At 68.3% G+C, this 17,997-nt stretch carries 16 protein-coding genes; 7 read left to right on the forward strand and 9 right to left on the reverse strand.

Annotated elements, in window-relative coordinates:
• Positions 1-197 precede the first annotated feature (197 nt).
• A complete protein-coding gene (locus HT136_RS12695; protein ID WP_214200146.1) occupies positions 198-1,055 on the forward strand; it encodes a sialate O-acetylesterase in 858 nt (285 codons plus the stop codon).
• Positions 1,056-1,058: 3 nt separating this feature from the next.
• On the opposite strand, the gene HT136_RS12700 is transcribed toward HT136_RS12695, so the two are convergent.
• The 5 genes from HT136_RS12700 to HT136_RS12720 all read right to left on the reverse strand — a co-directional run bounded on the left by HT136_RS12700 (position 1,059) and on the right by HT136_RS12720 (position 6,162).
• Positions 1,059-1,889 (reverse strand): alpha/beta hydrolase, encoded by an 831-nt coding sequence (locus HT136_RS12700; RefSeq protein WP_246543665.1) that lies wholly within the window; start codon positions 1,887-1,889, stop codon positions 1,059-1,061.
• A gap of 8 nt (positions 1,890-1,897) precedes the next feature.
• Positions 1,898-2,755, reverse strand: coding sequence for a rhamnogalacturonan acetylesterase (locus HT136_RS12705; protein ID WP_214200147.1), 858 nt, complete (start codon positions 2,753-2,755; stop codon positions 1,898-1,900).
• Positions 2,752-4,116: an oligogalacturonate lyase family protein gene (locus tag HT136_RS12710; RefSeq protein ID WP_214200148.1), complete on the reverse strand. Its 1,365-nt coding sequence runs from the start codon at positions 4,114-4,116 to the stop codon at positions 2,752-2,754. Before HT136_RS12710 ends, HT136_RS12705 begins: the two co-directional genes overlap by 4 nt.
• A gap of 173 nt (positions 4,117-4,289) precedes the next feature.
• Positions 4,290-5,159: a PhzF family phenazine biosynthesis protein gene (locus HT136_RS12715; protein WP_214200149.1), complete on the reverse strand. Its 870-nt coding sequence runs from the start codon at positions 5,157-5,159 to the stop codon at positions 4,290-4,292.
• A gap of 91 nt (positions 5,160-5,250) precedes the next feature.
• The gene (locus tag HT136_RS12720; protein WP_214200150.1) at positions 5,251-6,162 is read right to left on the reverse strand and encodes a LysR family transcriptional regulator; all 912 of its coding nucleotides are present in this window, start codon (positions 6,160-6,162) and stop codon (positions 5,251-5,253) included.
• A 102-nt stretch (positions 6,163-6,264) separates the two neighbouring features.
• On the opposite strand from HT136_RS12720, the gene HT136_RS12725 reads away from it, so the two are divergent.
• From HT136_RS12725 to HT136_RS12735, 3 genes are read left to right on the forward strand one after another with little or no spacing between them, the layout of a single operon-like run.
• Complete coding sequence (locus tag HT136_RS12725; RefSeq protein WP_214200151.1) at positions 6,265-6,531, forward strand: hypothetical protein; 267 nt, start codon at positions 6,265-6,267, stop codon at positions 6,529-6,531.
• A gap of 16 nt (positions 6,532-6,547) precedes the next feature.
• Entirely contained in the window at positions 6,548-7,672 is a 1,125-nt protein-coding gene (locus HT136_RS12730) for a class I SAM-dependent methyltransferase (protein WP_214200152.1), read from the forward strand.
• On the forward strand, positions 7,669-8,472 hold the full coding sequence (locus HT136_RS12735; RefSeq protein WP_214200153.1) for an SDR family NAD(P)-dependent oxidoreductase: 804 nt from the start codon (positions 7,669-7,671) through the stop codon (positions 8,470-8,472). Before HT136_RS12730 ends, HT136_RS12735 begins: the two co-directional genes overlap by 4 nt.
• Before the next feature lie 27 nt (positions 8,473-8,499).
• Here HT136_RS12735 and HT136_RS12740 read toward each other — a convergent pair whose 3' ends face one another.
• Positions 8,500-9,462: a GntR family transcriptional regulator gene (locus tag HT136_RS12740; RefSeq protein ID WP_214200154.1), complete on the reverse strand. Its 963-nt coding sequence runs from the start codon at positions 9,460-9,462 to the stop codon at positions 8,500-8,502.
• A gap of 207 nt (positions 9,463-9,669) precedes the next feature.
• On the opposite strand from HT136_RS12740, the gene HT136_RS12745 reads away from it, so the two are divergent.
• The 3 genes from HT136_RS12745 to HT136_RS12755 are packed head-to-tail and all read left to right on the forward strand — an operon-like array spanning position 9,670 to position 13,470.
• Positions 9,670-11,046 (forward strand): MFS transporter, encoded by a 1,377-nt coding sequence (locus tag HT136_RS12745; RefSeq protein ID WP_214200155.1) that lies wholly within the window; start codon positions 9,670-9,672, stop codon positions 11,044-11,046.
• Positions 11,046-12,629 carry an FAD-binding oxidoreductase gene (locus tag HT136_RS12750; protein ID WP_214200156.1) on the forward strand — a complete coding sequence of 528 codons (1,584 nt, stop codon included), beginning with the start codon at positions 11,046-11,048 and terminating at the stop codon, positions 12,627-12,629. Before HT136_RS12745 ends, HT136_RS12750 begins: the two co-directional genes overlap by 1 nt.
• Positions 12,630-12,648: 19 nt before the next feature.
• Positions 12,649-13,470 carry a cupin domain-containing protein gene (locus tag HT136_RS12755; protein WP_214200157.1) on the forward strand — a complete coding sequence of 274 codons (822 nt, stop codon included), beginning with the start codon at positions 12,649-12,651 and terminating at the stop codon, positions 13,468-13,470.
• A gap of 149 nt (positions 13,471-13,619) precedes the next feature.
• Here HT136_RS12755 and HT136_RS12765 read toward each other — a convergent pair whose 3' ends face one another.
• The 3 genes from HT136_RS12765 to HT136_RS12775 all read right to left on the reverse strand — a co-directional run bounded on the left by HT136_RS12765 (position 13,620) and on the right by HT136_RS12775 (position 17,587).
• Complete coding sequence (locus HT136_RS12765) at positions 13,620-14,348, reverse strand: DUF3108 domain-containing protein (protein WP_214200158.1); 729 nt, start codon at positions 14,346-14,348, stop codon at positions 13,620-13,622.
• 35 nt (positions 14,349-14,383) lie between these two features.
• Complete coding sequence (locus HT136_RS12770) at positions 14,384-15,223, reverse strand: alpha/beta fold hydrolase (RefSeq protein WP_343222178.1); 840 nt, start codon at positions 15,221-15,223, stop codon at positions 14,384-14,386.
• A 132-nt stretch (positions 15,224-15,355) separates the two neighbouring features.
• On the reverse strand, positions 15,356-17,587 hold the full coding sequence (locus tag HT136_RS12775) for a TonB-dependent receptor (protein ID WP_214200159.1): 2,232 nt from the start codon (positions 17,585-17,587) through the stop codon (positions 15,356-15,358).
• Between the last annotated feature and the right edge of the window lie 410 nt (positions 17,588-17,997).

The following is a 17,997-nucleotide window of genomic DNA, read 5'->3' on the forward strand; positions in this document are numbered from 1 at the left end:
CCCTTGGTTCTATGCACGTGCTCCAGCGCTGCAGGGCAACGACTTCGGCCATAATATGGGACGTGCGGCCGTTATCTGGGCTTGCCTATCGGTAATATTGGCCTAATGCAATGGTCAAGTCTCTTATGTGATTTTTTGATTGTGTGGTCAGGCAATTGGCTGGGGGCGCTTTCCCGACGCCAGGATGGGAGGAATCGATGATGCGGACGAAACTTGGCACCCTGCTGGCCTTTGCGGCGCTCTCGGGCTCAGCCGCAGGCGCAACCCCGCCCGCTTTGGCCCCCGCAGCCGAGCCGTCGCCACTGCCGCCAGCGACACGGGTCTATGTCCTTGCCGGACAATCGAACATGTCGGGACGTGGATTGCCCGGCGGGCTGACACCTGCCGAACAGGCGAGTGATCCGGCCATCCGTGTCTATGGCAACGACGGTCGCGTCCGGATCGCACGCGAACCGCTCGACAGCGCGCTTGGCCAGATCGATGCGGTTTCGCGCGATACGCGCGCGGGAGTGGGGCCGGGCCTGTTCTTCGCGCGGGCCTTGCGTCGGCAGAGGGACGAACCGGTGTTGCTGGTGCCCTGCGCCAAGGGTGGTTCACGGATCGCGAGCTGGCAGCCGGGCGGCGGGCGCGACACGCTCTACGGCTCGTGCCTTGCCCGGATCCGGGAACTGGGCGGCCATGTCGATGGGGTGCTGTGGTACCAGGGCGAAAGCGATGCCGAGGCCCAAGAAAGTGCGGCGAAATGGGGGGCGGCTTTCGTCGACCTGGTGGGAGCCTTCCGCCACGACCTCGCCCAGCCCACGCTTCCGGTGGTCTTCGTCCAGCTTGCCGACACACCCGATGTGGCAGGTGAGGCGGTTCGCTTTCCCGGCTGGGCGCAAGTTCAGGCGGCGCAAGCCGCGATTAGCGTGCCGTGCACCGCGATGGTGTCGGCCAAGGGGGCGCCGCGCCTGCCTGACCGTCTCCACCTGACCACGGCGGCGCAGCGCAAACTGGGAGGCGAGATGGCCGAAGTGATGGAGCGGCTCAGCCGCTCGCCGTGCGCACCGGGATGAGGCTCAGGTCCCCGCCGGGGGCAGGATCGCGTGCTGGCGCATCCAGGCGACGCACAGCTGCGGCCAGAGCGAGACCGGCAGGCCCGGCGTGTCGAGCGCAAAGCCGTGCGGGGCCTGCGCGAAGACGTGCACTTCGGGGTGCGCACCTTGCGCTTCGAGCGCGCTGGCAAGGCGATGGGCGTTGACGAGGGGCACCACCGGATCGCTCGCGGCGTAGACCACGAAGCAAGGCGGCGGAGCGGGCGCCAGTTGCGCGTCGGGCTGGAGCGCGTCGTAGAAGGCCTGCTTCTCGGGCGGCGCGAGTGGGGGCTTGTCCGGCACGATCTGGCGTCCGGCGGCGTTGGTCGAGATCGGCGCATAGCCGATCACCGCGAAGTCCGGCCGGGTCTCGTCGGCGTTGGTGAGCAGACAGGCGGCGAGGTGGCCGCCCGAGGACAGCCCGACCACGCCGAGCTGCCCGGCTCCCTTTGCGCGCAGGAGCCGCATCGCCGCGCGCGCATCCTCGAGCGGCGCCATGATGCCGTTCTCAGCGTCGGGAAAGCGATGGATCAACACATGCGCGTCGATGCCAAGGGTGTTCAGCCACTGCGCGACCTGGACGCCCTCGCGCCCGGCCATGAGCTCGATATAGCCCCCGCCGCCGATCACCAGTGCCGAGACGCCGCAGGATCGGGGCGCGGGAAAATGGAGCAAAACCCCTTGCGCGACGCGCGCGACGACCGCCTGCCCGGCCGGTGCCTGCGCGTCCGTCACCGCGAAGGCGGGGGCATCGGTGGCGCTCGGGCCCAGTGCGCTTGCTTCCATTGCGGCGAAAGGGCCCGGCAGTTCGACCATCGGTTGCACTACCAGCAGGTCGGCGCGCCGAGCGCGCGCTGCAAGGCGGGATCGGGGGCGTGGACGCGCTTGGCAAGTGGCACGTCGAGCTTGGCGAGCGCGCCCGCGACGAGCGCGGCGGCGCTGCGCGCGCCCAGTTCGTTGAGGTGCGTCGTGTCGCGATGTCCTTCGGGGAAGCGGGCGACCTTGTCGGCGGCATCGTAGATCAGGAAATAGCGGTCCGCGCCGGTCTTGCCGGGGCCCGCCGCGCCCAGCCACTCCCTCGCCAGCGCGTCGAGATCGATCAGTGGGGTCTGCGTTTCCGCCGCGACCCGGCGCACGGCATCGGCCCAGGCGCCGTGCGTCTCGCGGATATGGCCCCCAGCGTCGAACTCGTCGCGCGCGATCGGCGTCAGCAGCACCGGGACGGCCTTGCGCGCACGCACTTCGGCCACGAAGCGAGCCAGGTTCTGCGCGTATTGCGGGGGATCGACGTGGCGGAACATCTTGGTGGTGTCCTCGTCGTTGTGGCCGAACTGGATCAGCACGGTGTCGCCCGGCTCGAGCGCGCCGGTCAGCTGCGCCCAGAACCCGTCCGAGACATAGGTGCCGGTGCTGCGCCCGCCATGCGCCATGTTGACCACCTGCACGTCGCCGGGCAGCGCGCAGCCCAGGAACATGCCCCAGCCCATCTGCGGGAACTGCGCGGCGCCGTAGTGCGCGGCGGTGGAATCGCTGGCGATGAACACGCGCGCGGCGGGCCGGGTGGGCGCGGTGGAGGCGGTGTCGGGCGGAATGTCGTTGGCGGGCGGCGCGGCGGCGAGAAGCAGCGTGGCGGCGATGGCGAGCAGAGACGGGGCGAGCCGGGAAAGAGAAGGACGGATCATTCGGCGGGCTCCTGGCTGCGGGCGAGTTCGACCGCGTAGACGTGGCTTTCTCCGAACATGTTGCCGCGGAAGATCAGCCACTTGCCATCGGGCGAGAACTTGCCGTTGGGCTCGAGCCGATAGTCTTGCCTCGCCATGTCGACGAGCTTTTCGGCGGTGAAGGTGCCGGGCTGGATGAGGTCTTCGGAGTGGGGCGAGGGGATGCCCGCGTCGGGCACGACCGCGTGCGGGGTGAAGAGGTAGAGCCATTTGCCGTCGCGGGCGTGGGCCACCATGTCGGGCCCGCCGCCATCGCCCGAGAACAGGCTGCCGTCGGCGTTGCGATTGAAGTGGACCGACCATTCGTCGCGCGCGAGATGGTAGCGTGTCCGGTGGCCGGTTGCGATGTCGTAGCCCGCGACCCAGAAATCCTGCCCGCGCGGGGTCTGCAGGTCGTACCAGATGGTCTTGCCGTCCTCGCTGAACCACTCGTGCCCGGCGATCTCCATGTTCATCGTGCGGGTGTGGATCTTGACCGGCGCGGCGCCGGGACGGTCGATGCGCAAGAGCCACATGCGGTCGACCTTCTGCCAGGGGCCTTCGTGGCAGAACATCAGGAGGCCGGGATCGGTGGGCGAGAACTGGAGGTGGTTGAGCCAGTCGGTGGAGGCGTGGACCGTGCGGCGCTGGCCGGTCTTCACGTCGATCACGAACATCGACATCGGCACTTTGGCCTCGAGCCGCTCGTCCATGCGCACTTCCTTGGCGTCGGCGTAGTTGAGCGGCTTGCCGTCCTTGCCGAGCGCCTGGTAGTTGGCCTGGTCGAAGCGCTGGTCGGTCTTCTCGAAGGCTTTGAGCGCCGCCGCGCCCCGGTCCCCGTCGACCGAGACACCGCCGAGCAGGGTCTCGTCGGCGTTGATGGTCTGGATGTCGCCGCTGGCGATCGCGGCGATCTTGCGCGGCGTGCCGCCATCGATCGGGACCGCCCAGACCGTCTTGCCGCCGCCCTTCTCGAAAGTCTCGTAGTAGACGTTGCGTGTCGTGTGGCCGGTGAACAGCAGGCGGAAGCGCTCGGCGATGGCGAGCACCGGGGTTTCCCGGAACGTGGCCAGATCGATCGCGGCGATCCCGGCCGGGGTGACGATCGCCATTTTGTCGTTCTGCGGGGTATAGGCGTTGTAGTTGAAATAGAGGCTCGAGCTGTTGCCCTCGTGCGAGAGCTGCACGACGCGGTGGCCGGTACGCGGATCGATCCAGTCGCGCGGAGCGGGGCTCTGGTTCGCAGCGGGAGTTTCGGCCTGTACGGGAGGGGAAAGCGCGCTCGCCGCCGCCAGAAGTGCCAGCCCGAGCCATGCCGGGCCGCGACCTTTCGCCAGAGCCATCACGTTTTCCTTCTCCCATTATCTCATATTATGGTTCTTCGTCCTACATTATGGATGCACTTGTCAAGCTGCGCGGCGAGAGCCTCCAGCTGGTTGCGTCGCGGGGCGACTGCCGGACCCGGTTCTCGGACCAGGCGGACCCTGTCGCGGCCGCCTGGCTCCAGCCGGGCCAATCAGGCGTGCAGGGTGCCCTCGGCGCAGGTCACGCACTGGCCGCCGACCTGGATCGTTCCGGCCGGCGTCACGCCCAGGAGGATGCGGCCATCGCGCCCCACGCAGCCGCCCTGCGTGGCGAGATAGCGCAAGCTCTCGGGCAGCAGGTCGTAGTGCTGGCGAAAGGCCGCGACGCTGCCGTTGCCGCTGCCGCAGACCGGATCCTCGGCGATCCCGCAGGAAGGGGCGAAGGAACGCACCTCGATCTCGGCGGTCGCGTCCGGCGCGTGGGCGCCGAACACGGTGACGCCGGTCGCGCCGACGCGGCGCTCGAAGGTGGCCATGCGCGCGAAGTCCGGGGTGAGGGCAAGGACGGTTTCGGCGTGCGCGACGCGGGCGACCACCCAGACCGCGCCGACATCGACGATCGCGGGCGGGTGGGCGCGGTCGACCTCGCCTCCCAGCACGCTTTCGAGCGCGTCGATCTCGGCGGGGGCAAGCGGCGTGATGCGCGGCTCGGGCAGTTCGAGGTGGACCAACCGTTCGGGCCCCTCGCCTTCGATCGCGATGCGCACCAGCCCCTTGGCGCATTCCTGCACGAGGACGCCGTCGCGTGGCTGCACGCGGCCCGCCGAGAGCAGCGCGTGCGCGCTCCCCAGCGTGGGGTGGCCGGCGAAGGGCAGCTCGGACAGCGGCGTGAAGATGCGCAAGGTGTAGTCGGCCCCGGCCTGCGTTGCGGGCAGGACGAAGGTGGTCTCGGACAAGTTGGTCCAGTTGGCGATCGCCTGCATCTGCGCGGTGTCGAGGCCCTGTGCGTCAAGGATCACGGCAACGGGATTGCCCTTGAACGGTTCGGCGCTGAAGGCATCGACGACAGTGTAGGCGCGCATGGATCGGCTCCGCGGATCTTGGAATCGGGCCCGCATGTATAGGCCCGCCTCGGCAAAGGTCCACTCCGCACGGGCGAAGGAAACAGGCGCCTCAGCGGCGCGCCTCTTCGGCGAGCAGCTTGGTGAAGTTGCGCAAGGGCATCGAGGCGGCGACGCTGCGGCGGGTGAAGGCGAGGGCCTGGCGCTGCGTGACGAGGGCGCTTGCGCCGAGGCGAACCAGCGCGCCCGCCGCGATATCGTGCGCGAGCACTTCGGCGCCGATCAGGCAGACGAAGTCGTCCGCGCGCAGCAGGCCGCGGGCAAGGTCGCTCGATTCGGCGCGCAGCGTGTAGCCCGGCGGGGCAAGCTGGGCACGCGCGAAGACCGCATGGATCATGTCGAGCCGGGCCGAACGGCGTGGAATGATCCAGGGGTAGGCGGCGAGATCGGCCAGGCCGACGTGGACGAGGCGGGTCAGCGGATGGCCGGCGCGCACGACCAGCGCGTCGCTTTCCTGGCCGAGCGGCCGGGCGGTGAGGCGCGGATCGGGCTGGGGAGCGGTTTCGGGCGCGCTGACGACGAGGTCGAGGGTCCCTTCGGCCAGCGTGTCGAGCAGGCTTTCCGACAAGCCGACCTCGACCGAGATCGCCACCTGCGGCCAGCGGCGGCGGAAACGCGCGATGGTGCGCGCGAGCAGCCCTTGGGCAAGGCTGGGGCTGGCGCCGAGCGCAAGGTGCGGGGCCTGCGCCCGGTCGAAGGCGTCGAGTTCGGCCTGGGCGAGCGCGAATTCCGAAAGGATCGCGCGGGCGTGCGGGGCGAGCCGCTCGGCATGGGGCGTAGGCCGCGCCCCGGCGCGCCCGCGCTCGAACAGCGTAACGCCCAACGCGCGCTCAAGCGCCTGGATGCCCTTGCTGATCGCGGGCTGGCTGAGGCCGGTGCGCTGCGCGGCCTGCGCGTAGCTTCCCCCCTCGAGCACGGCGAGGAACTGGCGCAGCCGCGCAGGATCGACGTGGCTGAAATTCATAACCAGAAGTTATCGATAATGCGCGAATTGGCAATGGATGATGCCGCCCCGGCGTGAAATCGTGTTCCCGATCACATTGCACAAGGGAGGAGACGCGCCGCCATGACCAGCGAGGCCACAGACCCGCAGGACCCGCAGCCGATCGGCACCAGCCTGGCCGACCGCAGCTTGCGGATCACCACCGCACTCAGCGCCGAAGTCGTCGTCCTGCGCGAGCGGCTGGCGATCCTCGAGCAGGTGCTGGCCGAAAACGGACTGATCGGGGCCGGTGCGCTCGATGGCTACGTGGCCTCCGACGCGCTTGCGGCCCGCTTCAAGCAGCAGCGCGCGGGGTTCCTCGCGCGCGTCTTCGGCGCCCTGCGCGCCTGACAGGAGGAGATTCGGCATGCCCCCCGCCCCCCACGCCATGATGCTCACAGCCGCCAGCGACCTCGCCACGCGCGAGGCTTTCTGGGGCGAATTGCAGACGTTTCTCGAGGCCGACGTGCGCCCCCGCCTGCGGCCCCATTACGAGCACGTCGTCGCGCCCGCGCTCGGCCCGGCGGCCGATCGCCATGCGATTGCCGGGGCCATGCTCGACTATCCCGCCACGCGCGCCTGGTACGTCGCGCGCACGCAGGCCCAGCGCCAGGCTTTCGATACCTCGCGCGCGATCGTCGACAGCCAGCTCGACGCACTGTCCGCGCAGCTCGAGGCGCTCGGCAATGGCCCCGCAAGGCTCGAACTCGATCCCGACCTCGCCTTTCCCGACTATGTCGAGCGCGAAGCGCACAACATGGCGGGTGGCTATGCCGACGAGGACTGCGGGCATTTCTTCGCGGCAGGCGCGGCCTATGACCGTGCCCTGGCGATCCACCGTGTGGCCGCCATGGGCCCGCTGGTCGACGACGTCGGCCACTCGATCGTCGCGCGGCTTCGCGAGGCTTTCCCCGACTTCGCGCCCCACCGCGTACTCGAAATGGGCTGCACCGTCGGTCACACGCTGTTGCCTTTCAAGCAGGCCTGGCCCGAGGCCGAGGTGATCGGCATCGACGTGGCCGCGCCCGGCCTCGTCTTCGGCGCGGCGCGCGCCTCCGCGCTGGGCGCCGAGGTTACCTTCAGCCAGCGCAACGCCGAGGCGACCGGCTACCCTGCGGGCAGCTTCGATCTCGTCTTCTCGCGTATTCTCCTCCACGAGACCTGCGAGGAGGCGACCCGCGCGATCTTTCGCGAGTGCCACCGCCTGCTGCGTCCGGGCGGGATCATGTTCCACTCCGACGCGCCGCCTTTCGACGAGCTCGATCCCTATACCCAGAGCCTTCGTGACTGGGACATCCGCTTCAACGCCGAACCCTTCATGGAGGGCTATTACGCGATGGACCTCGAGGCGGAATTCGCGCGCGCGGGCTTTGCAGCCGAGGACTGCTTTCGCCTCTACGCGCCCAGTCTGATCGTGGCGCGTGGGTACCGGGCCGAGGAGACCCGCACGCGGGGCGGGCGCTACTTCCTTGCCGGAGCGCGCAAGTCATGACGGCGCAGGCCATCGACCTTTCGGGCAAAGTCGCGCTGGTGACCGGGGCCGGTCGGCCGCGCGGGCTTGGCGCCGGGATTGCGCGCTGCCTGGCTGGCGCCGGTGCGCGGATCGTCGTGTGCGACCGGGACGAGGCCGGGGTTGCCGCGCTCGCCGAAGAGATCGGAGCAAGGGGCGGCGAGGCGCTCGCCTGCCGGGCCGACGTCACCTGCGAGGAGGACGTGGCCGCGCTTGTCGACGCGGCCGTGGCGCACTTCGGCGGGCTCGACATCCTCGTCAACAACGCCGGGATCGGTGATCGGGTGGGCCCGGTCGAGCAGTTCGCCGTCGAGGATTGGGATGCGGTGCTCGCGGTCAACCTCAAGGGCGCGTTCCTGGGCATCAAGCACGCCGCGCGCGCGATGATCGCGCGCGGGACGGGCGGGCGGATCATCTCGATCGGCTCGCAGGCCTCCAAGTCGGGGGTCTCGCTGATGGCGGCCTACGCCGCCTCCAAGCACGGGCTGATCGGGCTCACCCGCTCGGCCGCGATCGAGCTTGGCCGGCACGGCATTACCGTCAACGCGGTCTGCCCCAACCACATTCCCAACGACCTGGGCGACTGGCAGCGCGAAACACTGGCACAGGCGCGCGGGTGGAGCATGGAGGACTACTGGAGCCGTTTTCGCGCGCGCGTCCCTTTGGGGCGCACCGGCTCGGTCGAAGATGCCGCCAGGGCCTGCCTGTTTCTAGCCTCCGACCTTGCGGACTACATCACCGGCGAGGCGCTCAACGTCTCGGGCGGCGAGGAATACCACTGAACCCCAGCCGCAGCGGACGTGGCGGGGTTACTCGTCCTGCCCGGATTCGAGCGAGAGGTGAACGTTGAAGCGGTCCGAGCGGTAGTGCGCGTAAGTGCGTAGGAACGGCACGCCCAGGCGGTCGAACACCGTGCGGGTGACGCGCAGCACCGCGGAAAGCGGCTCGACGCCGAGCGCTTCGACCAGCGAAGCGTCGGCGAGCATCGCGCCGATGGTCTGCTCGGCCCGGTGGGCGACGAAGCCGCTGGCCTTGAGCACGCTCAGCAGTGCGTCGCCCTCGAGCCGGTCGACCGTCATCAGCGAGGCGAGCTCCTCGGTGACATAGCTCACGATCAGCCCGATCGGCAGGTCGTCGAGCAGCCGCACGCGCGTCACGCGCACCACCGGCGATCCGGGAGGCACCTTGAGCGCCTCCGAAATGATGTCGGTGCTGGGGCGGGTTTCCACGCTCATCACCCGCACCTTGGTGCGCGCGTTCAGCGAAAGCAGCGAATCGACCGCGTTGTCGATGTCGGCGCTGACCGGCTTGGCCGGGGTCTGGAACACGACCCGCGCCGCCTTGCTGCGCTGGCGCTGGATGTAGCCGTTCTCGGCGAGGTCCTTCATCACCCGCCGCGCGGTGATGCGCGAGACTTCGAAAAGGTCGGAGATCGCGTTCTCGGTGGGCATGACCGAACCGTAGGGGCGCTGGCCACACAGGATCTCGTCGCGCAAGCGCAGGTAGATCTGGTAGTAGAGGGGCACTGCGCTCTCGCGGTCGAGTACGCCCGCGCCCACCGGGACGTGGAGGGGAAAGGCCACCCGGAAACCCTCGCGCTCCAGCGCACTTGCGGGCTGGCCCATTTGCTGGCCCATTGGCTGGCCGATTGGCTGGATTGCCGAGACGTCGGGCATTGGGCCGACCTCGGCAAATTGCGCGTGCGGCGAGTCCGGCTCGGGATCGAACATCCCCAGGATGATCGACATGTCAGGCTTGGCCGGGTTCTGCATGGGTCGTGCTCCAGATATTCCCCGCGTCGGCGACTGCGGCCGACCGGGCCATGTCGACCGTCGAGATCGGCGACGGGGTTCGCGTGCCTATCCGTTTGCATCGGAATCGACAAATTTCCAGTTCATGTTATCCAAAGGTATATTGTTATACCACTAGGTGATAGCCTCGAGGCCGACAGGGGTCGATTACGGAGGCCGTAAAGCGCCATGAACGCAAGCGAGGCAATTCAGGAGGGCACCACGAACCGGGCGCGCGCGCGGCGCGATCATGGTGGCTGGCCCGACATCCGCTACGCCTGGTACGTCCTTGCGCTGCTGACGCTGGCCTATGCGCTGGCCATTCTCGACCGGGTCTCGATCGCGCTCCTGATCGAGCCGCTGCAGGCTTCGCTGCACATCGACGACACGCAGTTCGGGCTCTTGCAGGGGCTGGCCTTCTCGATGGTCTACAGCCTGCTCGGCCTGCCGCTCGGCCTGCTGAGCGACCGGCGCCGGCGCATGACAATCCTGGTCGCCGGGCTGGCGCTGTGGTCGCTGGCGACGATCGGCTGTTCGCTGGCCACGACTTTCCACGAGCTGTTCTTCGCCCGCATGCTGGTGGGCGTGGGCGAAGCCGCGCTGGTGCCCGTCGCCAGTTCGCTGATCGCGGATTTCTTCGCGCCCGCGATCCGGCCCAAGGCCTATGGCATCTTCGTTACCGGAAGTTCGCTCGGCACGGCTGCCGCGATGGCGCTGGGCGGGCTGTTCCTGGGCTGGGCCGACGGCCTGATCGCGGGGCTTCCCCGCCTGTTCGGCGCGATGGAGCCCTGGCAGATCGTGTTCATCCTGTGCGGCGCGCCCGGCCTCGTGCTGGCGCTGCTGCTTGCGGTGACGGGCCGCGAGCCCGTGCGGCAGGGCGGGCACGCGCCAACGCAGGGGTTGAGCGTGGGGCCATTGCTCGCGCTGTTCCGCCAACGTCCCGCCGCTTTCGGCCTGTTCATGCTCGGCTCGGTGCTCAACCTGGTCTGCGTCTACGCCATCGTCGGATGGTTTCCCGCGCTGTTCATCCGCGCGCACGGGTGGGACGCAGGGTGGACCGGCAAGGTGCTGGGCATGGTCGGGCTGCCGGTCTCGATCTTTGCCGCGCTCAACAGCGGCTGGGTGATCGCCTGGCTGACCCGGCGCGGCCATGCGGATGCGCCGGTGCTCTGCGCGATGGGCTGCGCGCTCTCGATGGTGGTGTTCGGCACGCTTGCCTGCCTCGCGCCGAGCGGGGGCTGGGCGCTGGTGGGCTACGCGCTCAACGCGCTGTTCGTGAACTGGAACACCTCGGCGGTCTATTCGGGCTTCGCGCAAATTACCCCCAATTCCTTGCGCGCGCAGATCATTGCACTGCAGACGATCGCCTCGGGCCTGATCGCGCTGACGCTGGGCAATTTCCTCGTCGGCTATCTCTCCGACACCTTGTTCACGGGCCCCGCCGGCATCGCCTGGTCGCTTGGCTGCGTGTTCTTCGTCTGCGGCCTTGCCGCGCTTGGCGTCCTTGCGGGGGCCCGGCGCGGCTTTCGCGCGGCCGCACGTGATCTCTCCGGAAAGGAAGCCTGATGACCACGGCCGATGTTGCCGCCCTCGTTGCCGACTTGCGCGCACGGCTGGGCGAGACGGAACTGCGCACCGATCCGGAGGCGCTCGCGCTCCACGGCTCGGACCTGCTCGAAGGCGGCGGGGACTGCCGCATGGTCGTGCGCCCGTCCAGCGTCGAGCAGCTGGCGGCGGCGGTGGCACGGATCGGCGCGGCGGGGCTGGCGATGGCCCCGCGCGGCGGCGGCCTTACCTACGTGCGCGGCTATGTCCCGCAGGCGCGCCCCTTCGCCGCGATCGACCTTGCCGGGCTGAACCGCATCGTTTCGATCAGCGAGGAGGACATGGTCATCACCGTCGAGGCGGGGGTGACCTGGCGCCAGATCCACGAGGCGCTGACCCCGCTCGGCCTGCGGCTGCCCTTTTTCGGCACCTTTTCGGGCGCACGCGCGACGGTGGGAGGGGGGCTTTCCAACGGTGCGCTTTTCCTGGGCACCGCGCGCCATGTCTCGGCGGCCGAAACGGTGGTCGGGCTCGAGGTGGTGCTGGCCGACGGTTCGCTCCTCCACACCGGGCAGAAGGCAGTGGCAAACGCGCCGCTGCCCTTCATGCGCACGTTCGGGCCCGACACCACCGGGCTGTTCCTCCACGATGCGGGCGCGCTCGGCATCAAGGCGCGCGCGAGCCTGCGCCTGATCCGCGCGCCGGGCCACACCGACTACCTCTCCTTCGGCTTTGCACGGCAGGCGGATGCGATCGCCACGCTTTGCGAGATCGCGCGCAGCGACCTGGCCGAGGACGCCTTCCTCACCGACCCCGACAAGACCCGCGCGGCCTTGTCCGCGCCCAGCGACCTCGCGCGCGACGCACGCACCCTGGGCAAGGTGATCCGGCAGGAGAAGGGGCTTCTCAAGGGCCTGAAGGCGGGCGCGAAACTGGTCATGGCGGGGCGCGACTTCATCGAGGCGGGCTGCCACTCGGTCCACCTGGTGCTCGCCGGGCGCAGCGCCGAGGCGGTGGCCGCCGACAAGGTGGCCGCGCGCGCGATCGCGGCGCAGCACGGCGCGCGCGAACTGCCCGATTCCATCCCGCGCGCGGGCCGCGCCGAGCTGTTCCAGCCCCTTGCCGGGATGATCGTGGGGCCTCAGGCAGACCGCTGGATCGCGCTCAACGCCAAAGTCCCCCACAGTGAAGCGGCGCGCCTGACCGAGGCGATCGAGGCGCTGCTGGCGCGCCACAAGGGCGCGCTCGAGGCAGCGGGCGTGATCGTCTCGCGCCTGCTGACGGTGATGGGCACGCACGCCTTCAGCTACGAGCCGGTGCTCAACTGGCGCGACGCCTGGCTGCCGCTCCACCACGCGATCCTGGACGGTGAGACCCGGCTGATCGAGCCCGACCCGGCCCCCGATGCGCGCGCGCTGGTGATGCAGGTGCGCGCCGAATTGATCGCGCTTTTTGCCGAGCTGGGCGCGGCCTCGAACCAGATCGGGCGGACCTATCCTTATGCCTCGGTGCTGCGCCCCGAGGCGCGCGGATTGCTGGAGGCGTTGAAGCAGGCGCTCGATCCGCGGGGGGTGATGAACCCCGGCGCGCTCGAACTGGCTTGAGGCCGGGAGAACGACGACCATGGCCCGCGCGCACATTGAATTCGTCCAGACCCAGTCGCTTGCCTGGTCGCCCCGCGCCGATGGGGCCCTCGTCAAGGTGCTGAGCCGCGATCCCGCGACCGGGGAGGAAACCGCACTCGTCCGCTATCGGGCAGGTTTCACGGGCGCGGCCAACCGCGATGAGGCCGGGGCGGAGGAATTCTTCGTTCTTTCAGGAACGCTGGAGATCGACGGGCGCGCGCGCGGACACCACGCCTATGGCTTCCTCCCGCAAGGCAGCGGCCTTGGGGCAAGGCATAGCGCCAGGGGCGCGGACCTGCTGGTGTTCCGCCACGCGCCGGGGGATCGCAACGCGCAAGCCGGGCGCGCCGAGGTCCTTGCGCACGATACCCCGGCGATGGAATGGGACGTCTCGACCTACAACCCGGGCCTCTCGCACTTGCGCCTGGCGCGAAAGGTCCTGCGGCTCGGCCCTGGCGACAGCGGGCGCACGTTCCTCCTTGCGGGCATGCCGCACGGATTGCCCCGCGCCGAGGCACTGCCCGCCGAGTGGCACGACCACGCCGAGGAGATGTTCATGCTCCAGGGCACGATGTGGGCGCCTGAAGGCTGCCAGCGCCCCGGCGCCTACTTCTACCGGCCGCCGCGCATCGTCCACGGTCCCCACGTCTCGCGCGACGGCTTCTTCCAGATCATGCGCTCGCCCGGAGCGAACGAGATCGTCACCCACTGGACGAACGAGGCCTACCCGCTGCCGCTGGAGCCCGCCTTTCGGCCGATCCTGCCCGAGGGTAGTCCCGAAGAATGGGCGAGGTCGTTCGAAGGGGAAGTAAGCTGGTAGCAAGCTGATTTTCAAGGGGTTTACCACCCCTTGACCCCGTATACCGTCCAGCTTTGCACATGGGACGAGGTGTCACTCGGCAACGGCCCATATTGGGAATGGGAGCTCGAGGGGCGATGCCCCTCGAAATTACCTTCCTCGATACCCCCTTAGCGGCTGAGTTCGACCAGCTCGTACCAGGTCTGCATGTAGCCGCCCACGCCCGCCTGGACGAGCAGCGCGTCCTCGTCCGCCGTCACCCAGACCTCGTAGGGCGGGTGCGACTTGCCGTTGAGCGCGATCATCGTGCCGTCGTCGTCGCTGAAGCGGAACTTGTGGCAGTCGAATGTACCGGCGGGCACGGTCACGCGCTCGTCGCCCACGTAGCCCAGGTTGATGTTGGACTCGGTGATGAGCGGCGGGCTGGCGCCGCGATGGTCGAGCGAGGGCATGAAGCAGCGCAAGTTGCGCGTGTGGATCCCGCGTGAGCGATCGATCCGGCGCGTCACGTAGGCATCGCCCGCGATCGGGTGCGTGCCGAAGCCGTCGAAGGCCCCGCCGATGGGCACGCTCTGCGAAACGCGCCCGATGCTCGGGCCATAGCTCTCGCACTCCACGGTATCGTCGGTGAAGCGGAAGAAGCCTGCGCCCATGAAGGCATCGCCCACCGTCAGGCGCACGAAGCAGTCCATCGGCCGGTCGTTCTCGTCCAGGCTGTAGACCACGTCGCGCAGCACTGTGGGATCGGGCTCGTCGATCTCGCAGCGCGCGCGCAGGGTCTTCTTGCCGTCGCCGTGGTGGGTGAAGGTGAATTCTTCGCGGCCGCGCTCCTCGCCCTCGCGGCCGGGCTTGCGCGAGGTGTAGAGGATCGTGCCGCTGATCGTGCGGTGCTTCTGCATGGCGGTGGTCTCTCCTGTGTGAAAGGCGCTTCGGTTCAGGCCGTGAAGCCGGTGATGGCGGCGTGGCGCGCGGCGCGGAAATCGGGCGCGTCGAGGCGCGGCAGTTCGCAGAAGGTGCCCGTCGGCATGGCCGCGCAAAGCGTTTCGCTGACCGCGCGCAAGGGGTCGTTGACCGCCGCCGTCACCAGCGTTGGCACCGTGACGAGCGGCAGGCGCGTGTCGGCGCGCCACTTGAACGAGGCGTGGTAGTTGCGCTGGTAGGTGGTCGAGGCCTTCATCACCTCGAGCATCCAGGCGTGCAGGTCCTGCGCGCTGCCAAGACCGTTCTCGCGGCGGCCCTCGCGCGTGCGCTTGTACCAGGGGAAGAACAGGTACTGGTCGCGGCAGAACATGAACATGCGCAGAAGGTAGGCGCCGTCGAGATCGGGCTCGAAGGGGAAGGCGTACGTCGAAAGCACCTCGTCGAGCTGCTCGCCTTCCATCAGGCTGACCCCGTCGAGCACGAGCGCGCCGATCCGCTCGGGCGCGAGGATCGCGAGTTCGGCGGCGATCGAGGCGCCGGTGTGCGAGCCGTAGACATCGACCCTGTCGAGCCCCATCGCGTCGAGGAAGCCGAGCATGGCGGTCGCCAGTTCGGGCATCGTCGGTTCGCGGTCGAACAGCGCCGGGCTATCGCCGTTGCCCGGCGTATCGGGGGCGTAGACGCGGCGCTCGCCCGCGAAATCCTCGATCGTGCGCACCTGCTGGCGCGAACTGCCGGGCGAGGCGTGGAGGATGAGCAGCGCACGGCCGGGGTTACCCTCGCCTGCGTGGCGATAGTGCATCTGGCCGTGGGGCAGGTCGGCAAAGCCGCGGCGGATCGAAACGGGGGTCACCAGATGTCTCCGGAAGGTAAGAGGAGGTAAAAAAGGGCGGGAACGGCGTGGTCGGCCGCTCCCGCCATGCCTGCGAAGGGATGGTGCAGGTCAGGTGCCGGGGCTGGCTGGACGACAGCCCGGGATGGTGGATCAGATCTTGAACTTCACGCGCACGGTGAAGCGGCGCGGATCGCCCGGGAACAGCGAGAGGAAGTTCGCGGTCACGGTCTTGTCGTCGAACAGGTTGGTCACCTCGAAGGAGACCTTGTAGCTGTCGTCGTCCTGCGTGAAGCTGACCCCCGCATCGACGAAGTCCTCGGTCGTGGTGGTGGTCGAGTTGGCGACGGCCACCCAGTAGGGCGAGTTGTGGCGCCAGGTCACGTTGCCCCCGAAGTATCCGCCGAGCGAGGCCACGGGCACTTCATAGGCCGCGCCGCCGCTGAACTGGAACTTGGGCACGCGCACCGGCACGAGATCGGTGGAGAGCGTGGTCGCCTCGGGCGAGATGTAGGAATAGCGCCCGTGCATGTAGGACGGGTTGGCGAAGAGCGAGAGATTGCCGAACTTGGCCGAAGTCTCCAGCTCGAGGCCGTAGGTCTCCAGCGTGCCTGCGTTGAAGGGCAGGCTGGCGATCACGCCCAGCGAATTGACCACGCCGGCCGTAACCTGCAGGTCCTTGGTCTCGGCGTAGTAGCCGGTGAGGTTGAAGCGCAAGTGCCGGTCGAACAGCTCGGACTTGACGCCTGCCTCGTAGGACCAGGTCTTCTCGGGGCGGAACGTCACCGCGTTCTGCGCGAGGCTGGCGGTGCCGTTCCAGCCACCCGACTTGAAGCCGTTGGTGGCGGACGCGAACAGCATCACGTCGGGATTGACCTTGTAGTTGACCGCGAGGCGCGGAGTGAAGCGCTTGACCGTCTGGCTGAGCGGAATGCCGTAGGAGGTTACCGCCGCATCGTCGTAGGACAGGGTCGGGAACTGGGTGGACTTGATGTAGTGGAGGTTCTTCTCCTCCCAGGTGTAGCGCCCGCCCGCCGTCAGCGTCAGCGCGTCGGTCACGTGGACGTCGGCCTGCGCGTAGGCGGCGGCGGTCTTCACCTCGTGCTTGTAGTGCGCGTCCTGGATCGGATTGAAGTCGGTGGTGCCGCCCGAGAAGCTGGTCTGGCGGTCATTCGCGGTCTCGCGCAAGTAGAACAGGCCCGCGACGAGATCGACCGCCGAGCCGAATTTCTTGTTGAGCTTCAACTCGTGGCTTTGCTGCTCGTACGTGCCGTTGTCGACGATCAGGTAGCCGGCGTACTTGTTGGTCTGGCTGTTGTTGTATTCGTTGATGTAGCCCTGATCCATGTGGCGGTAGCCGAAGATGTAGGTGATCGAGGCATCGCCGTCGAACTCGTAGTTGACGTTGGCGCTGGTCGCGAAGGTCTGCGAGAGGTTGCAGCTGCCCTTGCCGGTGGTCAGCAGCGTGTTGACGTTGTCGTCGGTGCAATCGGTCTTGGCGAGGCCGGTCGCGCTTTCGTAGAACACCGGCTTGCGGGTCGAGCCCGGAACATAGGGGTTGCCGCCCTGCCCATCGACATAGCGCAGGCCCGTGTAGGTGCTGGCGTTGCTGGTGTACTCGGCCGAAAGGTCGACCGTCAGGCGGTCGGTCGGCAGCAGGCGCACGTCGCCGCGCACGCCGTAGCTCTTCTCGCCGTTGAGCCATTCGTTGGTGGTCACGTTCTTCAGGTAGCCGCGATCCTGCACCGCAAAGCCCGAGATCTTGGTCAGGATCTTGTCAGTGATCGGCAGGTCCGCGGTGGCCTTGACGGTGTAGCGTTCGTACGAGCCGCCGGTCACCTCGAACTTCATGCCCGCGGTGTCGGAAGGCTTGCGCATGATCACCGCGATCGCGCCGCCGGTGGTGTTGCGCCCGAACAGCGTGCCCTGCGGCCCGCGCATCACCTCGACGCGCTCGGTATCGAAGAAGGCGTAGTTGTTGGCGTTCTGGCGCGCGATGTAGATGTCGTCGACATACGTCGTGACCGGCGCGTCGAAGGTCGCGGTCGACTGGCTGTTGCCCAGCCCGCGCATGTAGTAGGCGTTTGCCGAAGCGAGGCCTGCGTTGTGCTGCGAGATCATGCCCGGCACGAACTTCGAGGTGCTCAGCGTGTCGGTGACGTTGAGGCGCTCGAGCATGGCCTCGTTGAAGGCGGTCACCGAGACCGGGACGTCCTGCAGCTTCTCCTGGCGGCGCTGCGAGGTGACGACGATTTCCTCGAGGCCTCCCGTGGAGGCTTGGGTGGGCTGGGCCGGCGCGGTGTCCGCGCTCTGGGCCGCAGCCGAGGTTGCCAGCAAGCCGGCTGGCAGGATCATGGCGGACAGCAGGTAACGGTGATCGATCATTTTAACCCCTCATGATGGCATCGTTGGCCTGGGTCTATTGTGATAACGATATACCTTTATGTCAAAGACCTTTGGGGTTGCTCATGAAGTCCATATTAATCGTTCTAAAACAGATCATTATCCAGAAACTCTGGTGAGCTGCGTGGTCTCTGTCCGATCGCTTCCGGGCCAGGAGAACGGCGAGGGGCGGCCTGTGCGCCGGTTGCACGAGCCGATTCGAAGGGAGCTGGAAATCCGCAAGACGGCCATTCTCTATCCGGGCATCGGATAAAGGCGCGCGCTGGCGGAGGGTGATCCGACCCGCAGCGGTGCCGGAAAGAGGGACCGACCGCCCGCAGTGACGCGGCCGCGCCGCACGCGATCTTCAACGGGCCGCCCGGGCGTGGTACCCTGCACGTTCCGGATTTCGG

The sequence above is a fragment of the Novosphingobium profundi genome, assembly GCF_018491765.1.
GTDB classification, from domain to species: Bacteria; Pseudomonadota; Alphaproteobacteria; order Sphingomonadales; family Sphingomonadaceae; genus Novosphingobium; species Novosphingobium profundi.

Bases quoted from the DNA above. Each gene is read 5' to 3' on its own strand.
- HT136_RS12700 (WP_246543665.1), bottom strand. From the start codon at position 1,889: ATGGTCGAACTGCCGGGCCCTTTCGCCGCAATGGAAGCAAGCGCACTG.
- HT136_RS12705 (WP_214200147.1), bottom strand. From the start codon at position 2,755: ATGATCCGTCCTTCTCTTTCCCGGCTCGCCCCGTCTCTGCTCGCCATC.
- HT136_RS12715 (WP_214200149.1), bottom strand. From the start codon at position 5,159: ATGCGCGCCTACACTGTCGTCGATGCCTTCAGCGCCGAACCGTTCAAG.
- HT136_RS12775 (WP_214200159.1), bottom strand. From the start codon at position 17,587: ATGATCGATCACCGTTACCTGCTGTCCGCCATGATCCTGCCAGCCGGC.
- HT136_RS12695 (WP_214200146.1), top strand. From the start codon at position 198: ATGATGCGGACGAAACTTGGCACCCTGCTGGCCTTTGCGGCGCTCTCG.
- HT136_RS12755 (WP_214200157.1), top strand. From the start codon at position 12,649: ATGGCCCGCGCGCACATTGAATTCGTCCAGACCCAGTCGCTTGCCTGG.
- HT136_RS12710 (WP_214200148.1), bottom strand. From the start codon at position 4,116: ATGGCTCTGGCGAAAGGTCGCGGCCCGGCATGGCTCGGGCTGGCACTT.
- HT136_RS12725 (WP_214200151.1), top strand. From the start codon at position 6,265: ATGACCAGCGAGGCCACAGACCCGCAGGACCCGCAGCCGATCGGCACC.
- HT136_RS12750 (WP_214200156.1), top strand. From the start codon at position 11,046: ATGACCACGGCCGATGTTGCCGCCCTCGTTGCCGACTTGCGCGCACGG.
- HT136_RS12720 (WP_214200150.1), bottom strand. From the start codon at position 6,162: ATGAATTTCAGCCACGTCGATCCTGCGCGGCTGCGCCAGTTCCTCGCC.
- HT136_RS12730 (WP_214200152.1), top strand. From the start codon at position 6,548: ATGCCCCCCGCCCCCCACGCCATGATGCTCACAGCCGCCAGCGACCTC.
- HT136_RS12765 (WP_214200158.1), bottom strand. From the start codon at position 14,348: ATGCAGAAGCACCGCACGATCAGCGGCACGATCCTCTACACCTCGCGC.
- HT136_RS12745 (WP_214200155.1), top strand. From the start codon at position 9,670: ATGAACGCAAGCGAGGCAATTCAGGAGGGCACCACGAACCGGGCGCGC.
- HT136_RS12735 (WP_214200153.1), top strand. From the start codon at position 7,669: ATGACGGCGCAGGCCATCGACCTTTCGGGCAAAGTCGCGCTGGTGACC.
- HT136_RS12740 (WP_214200154.1), bottom strand. From the start codon at position 9,462: ATGCAGAACCCGGCCAAGCCTGACATGTCGATCATCCTGGGGATGTTC.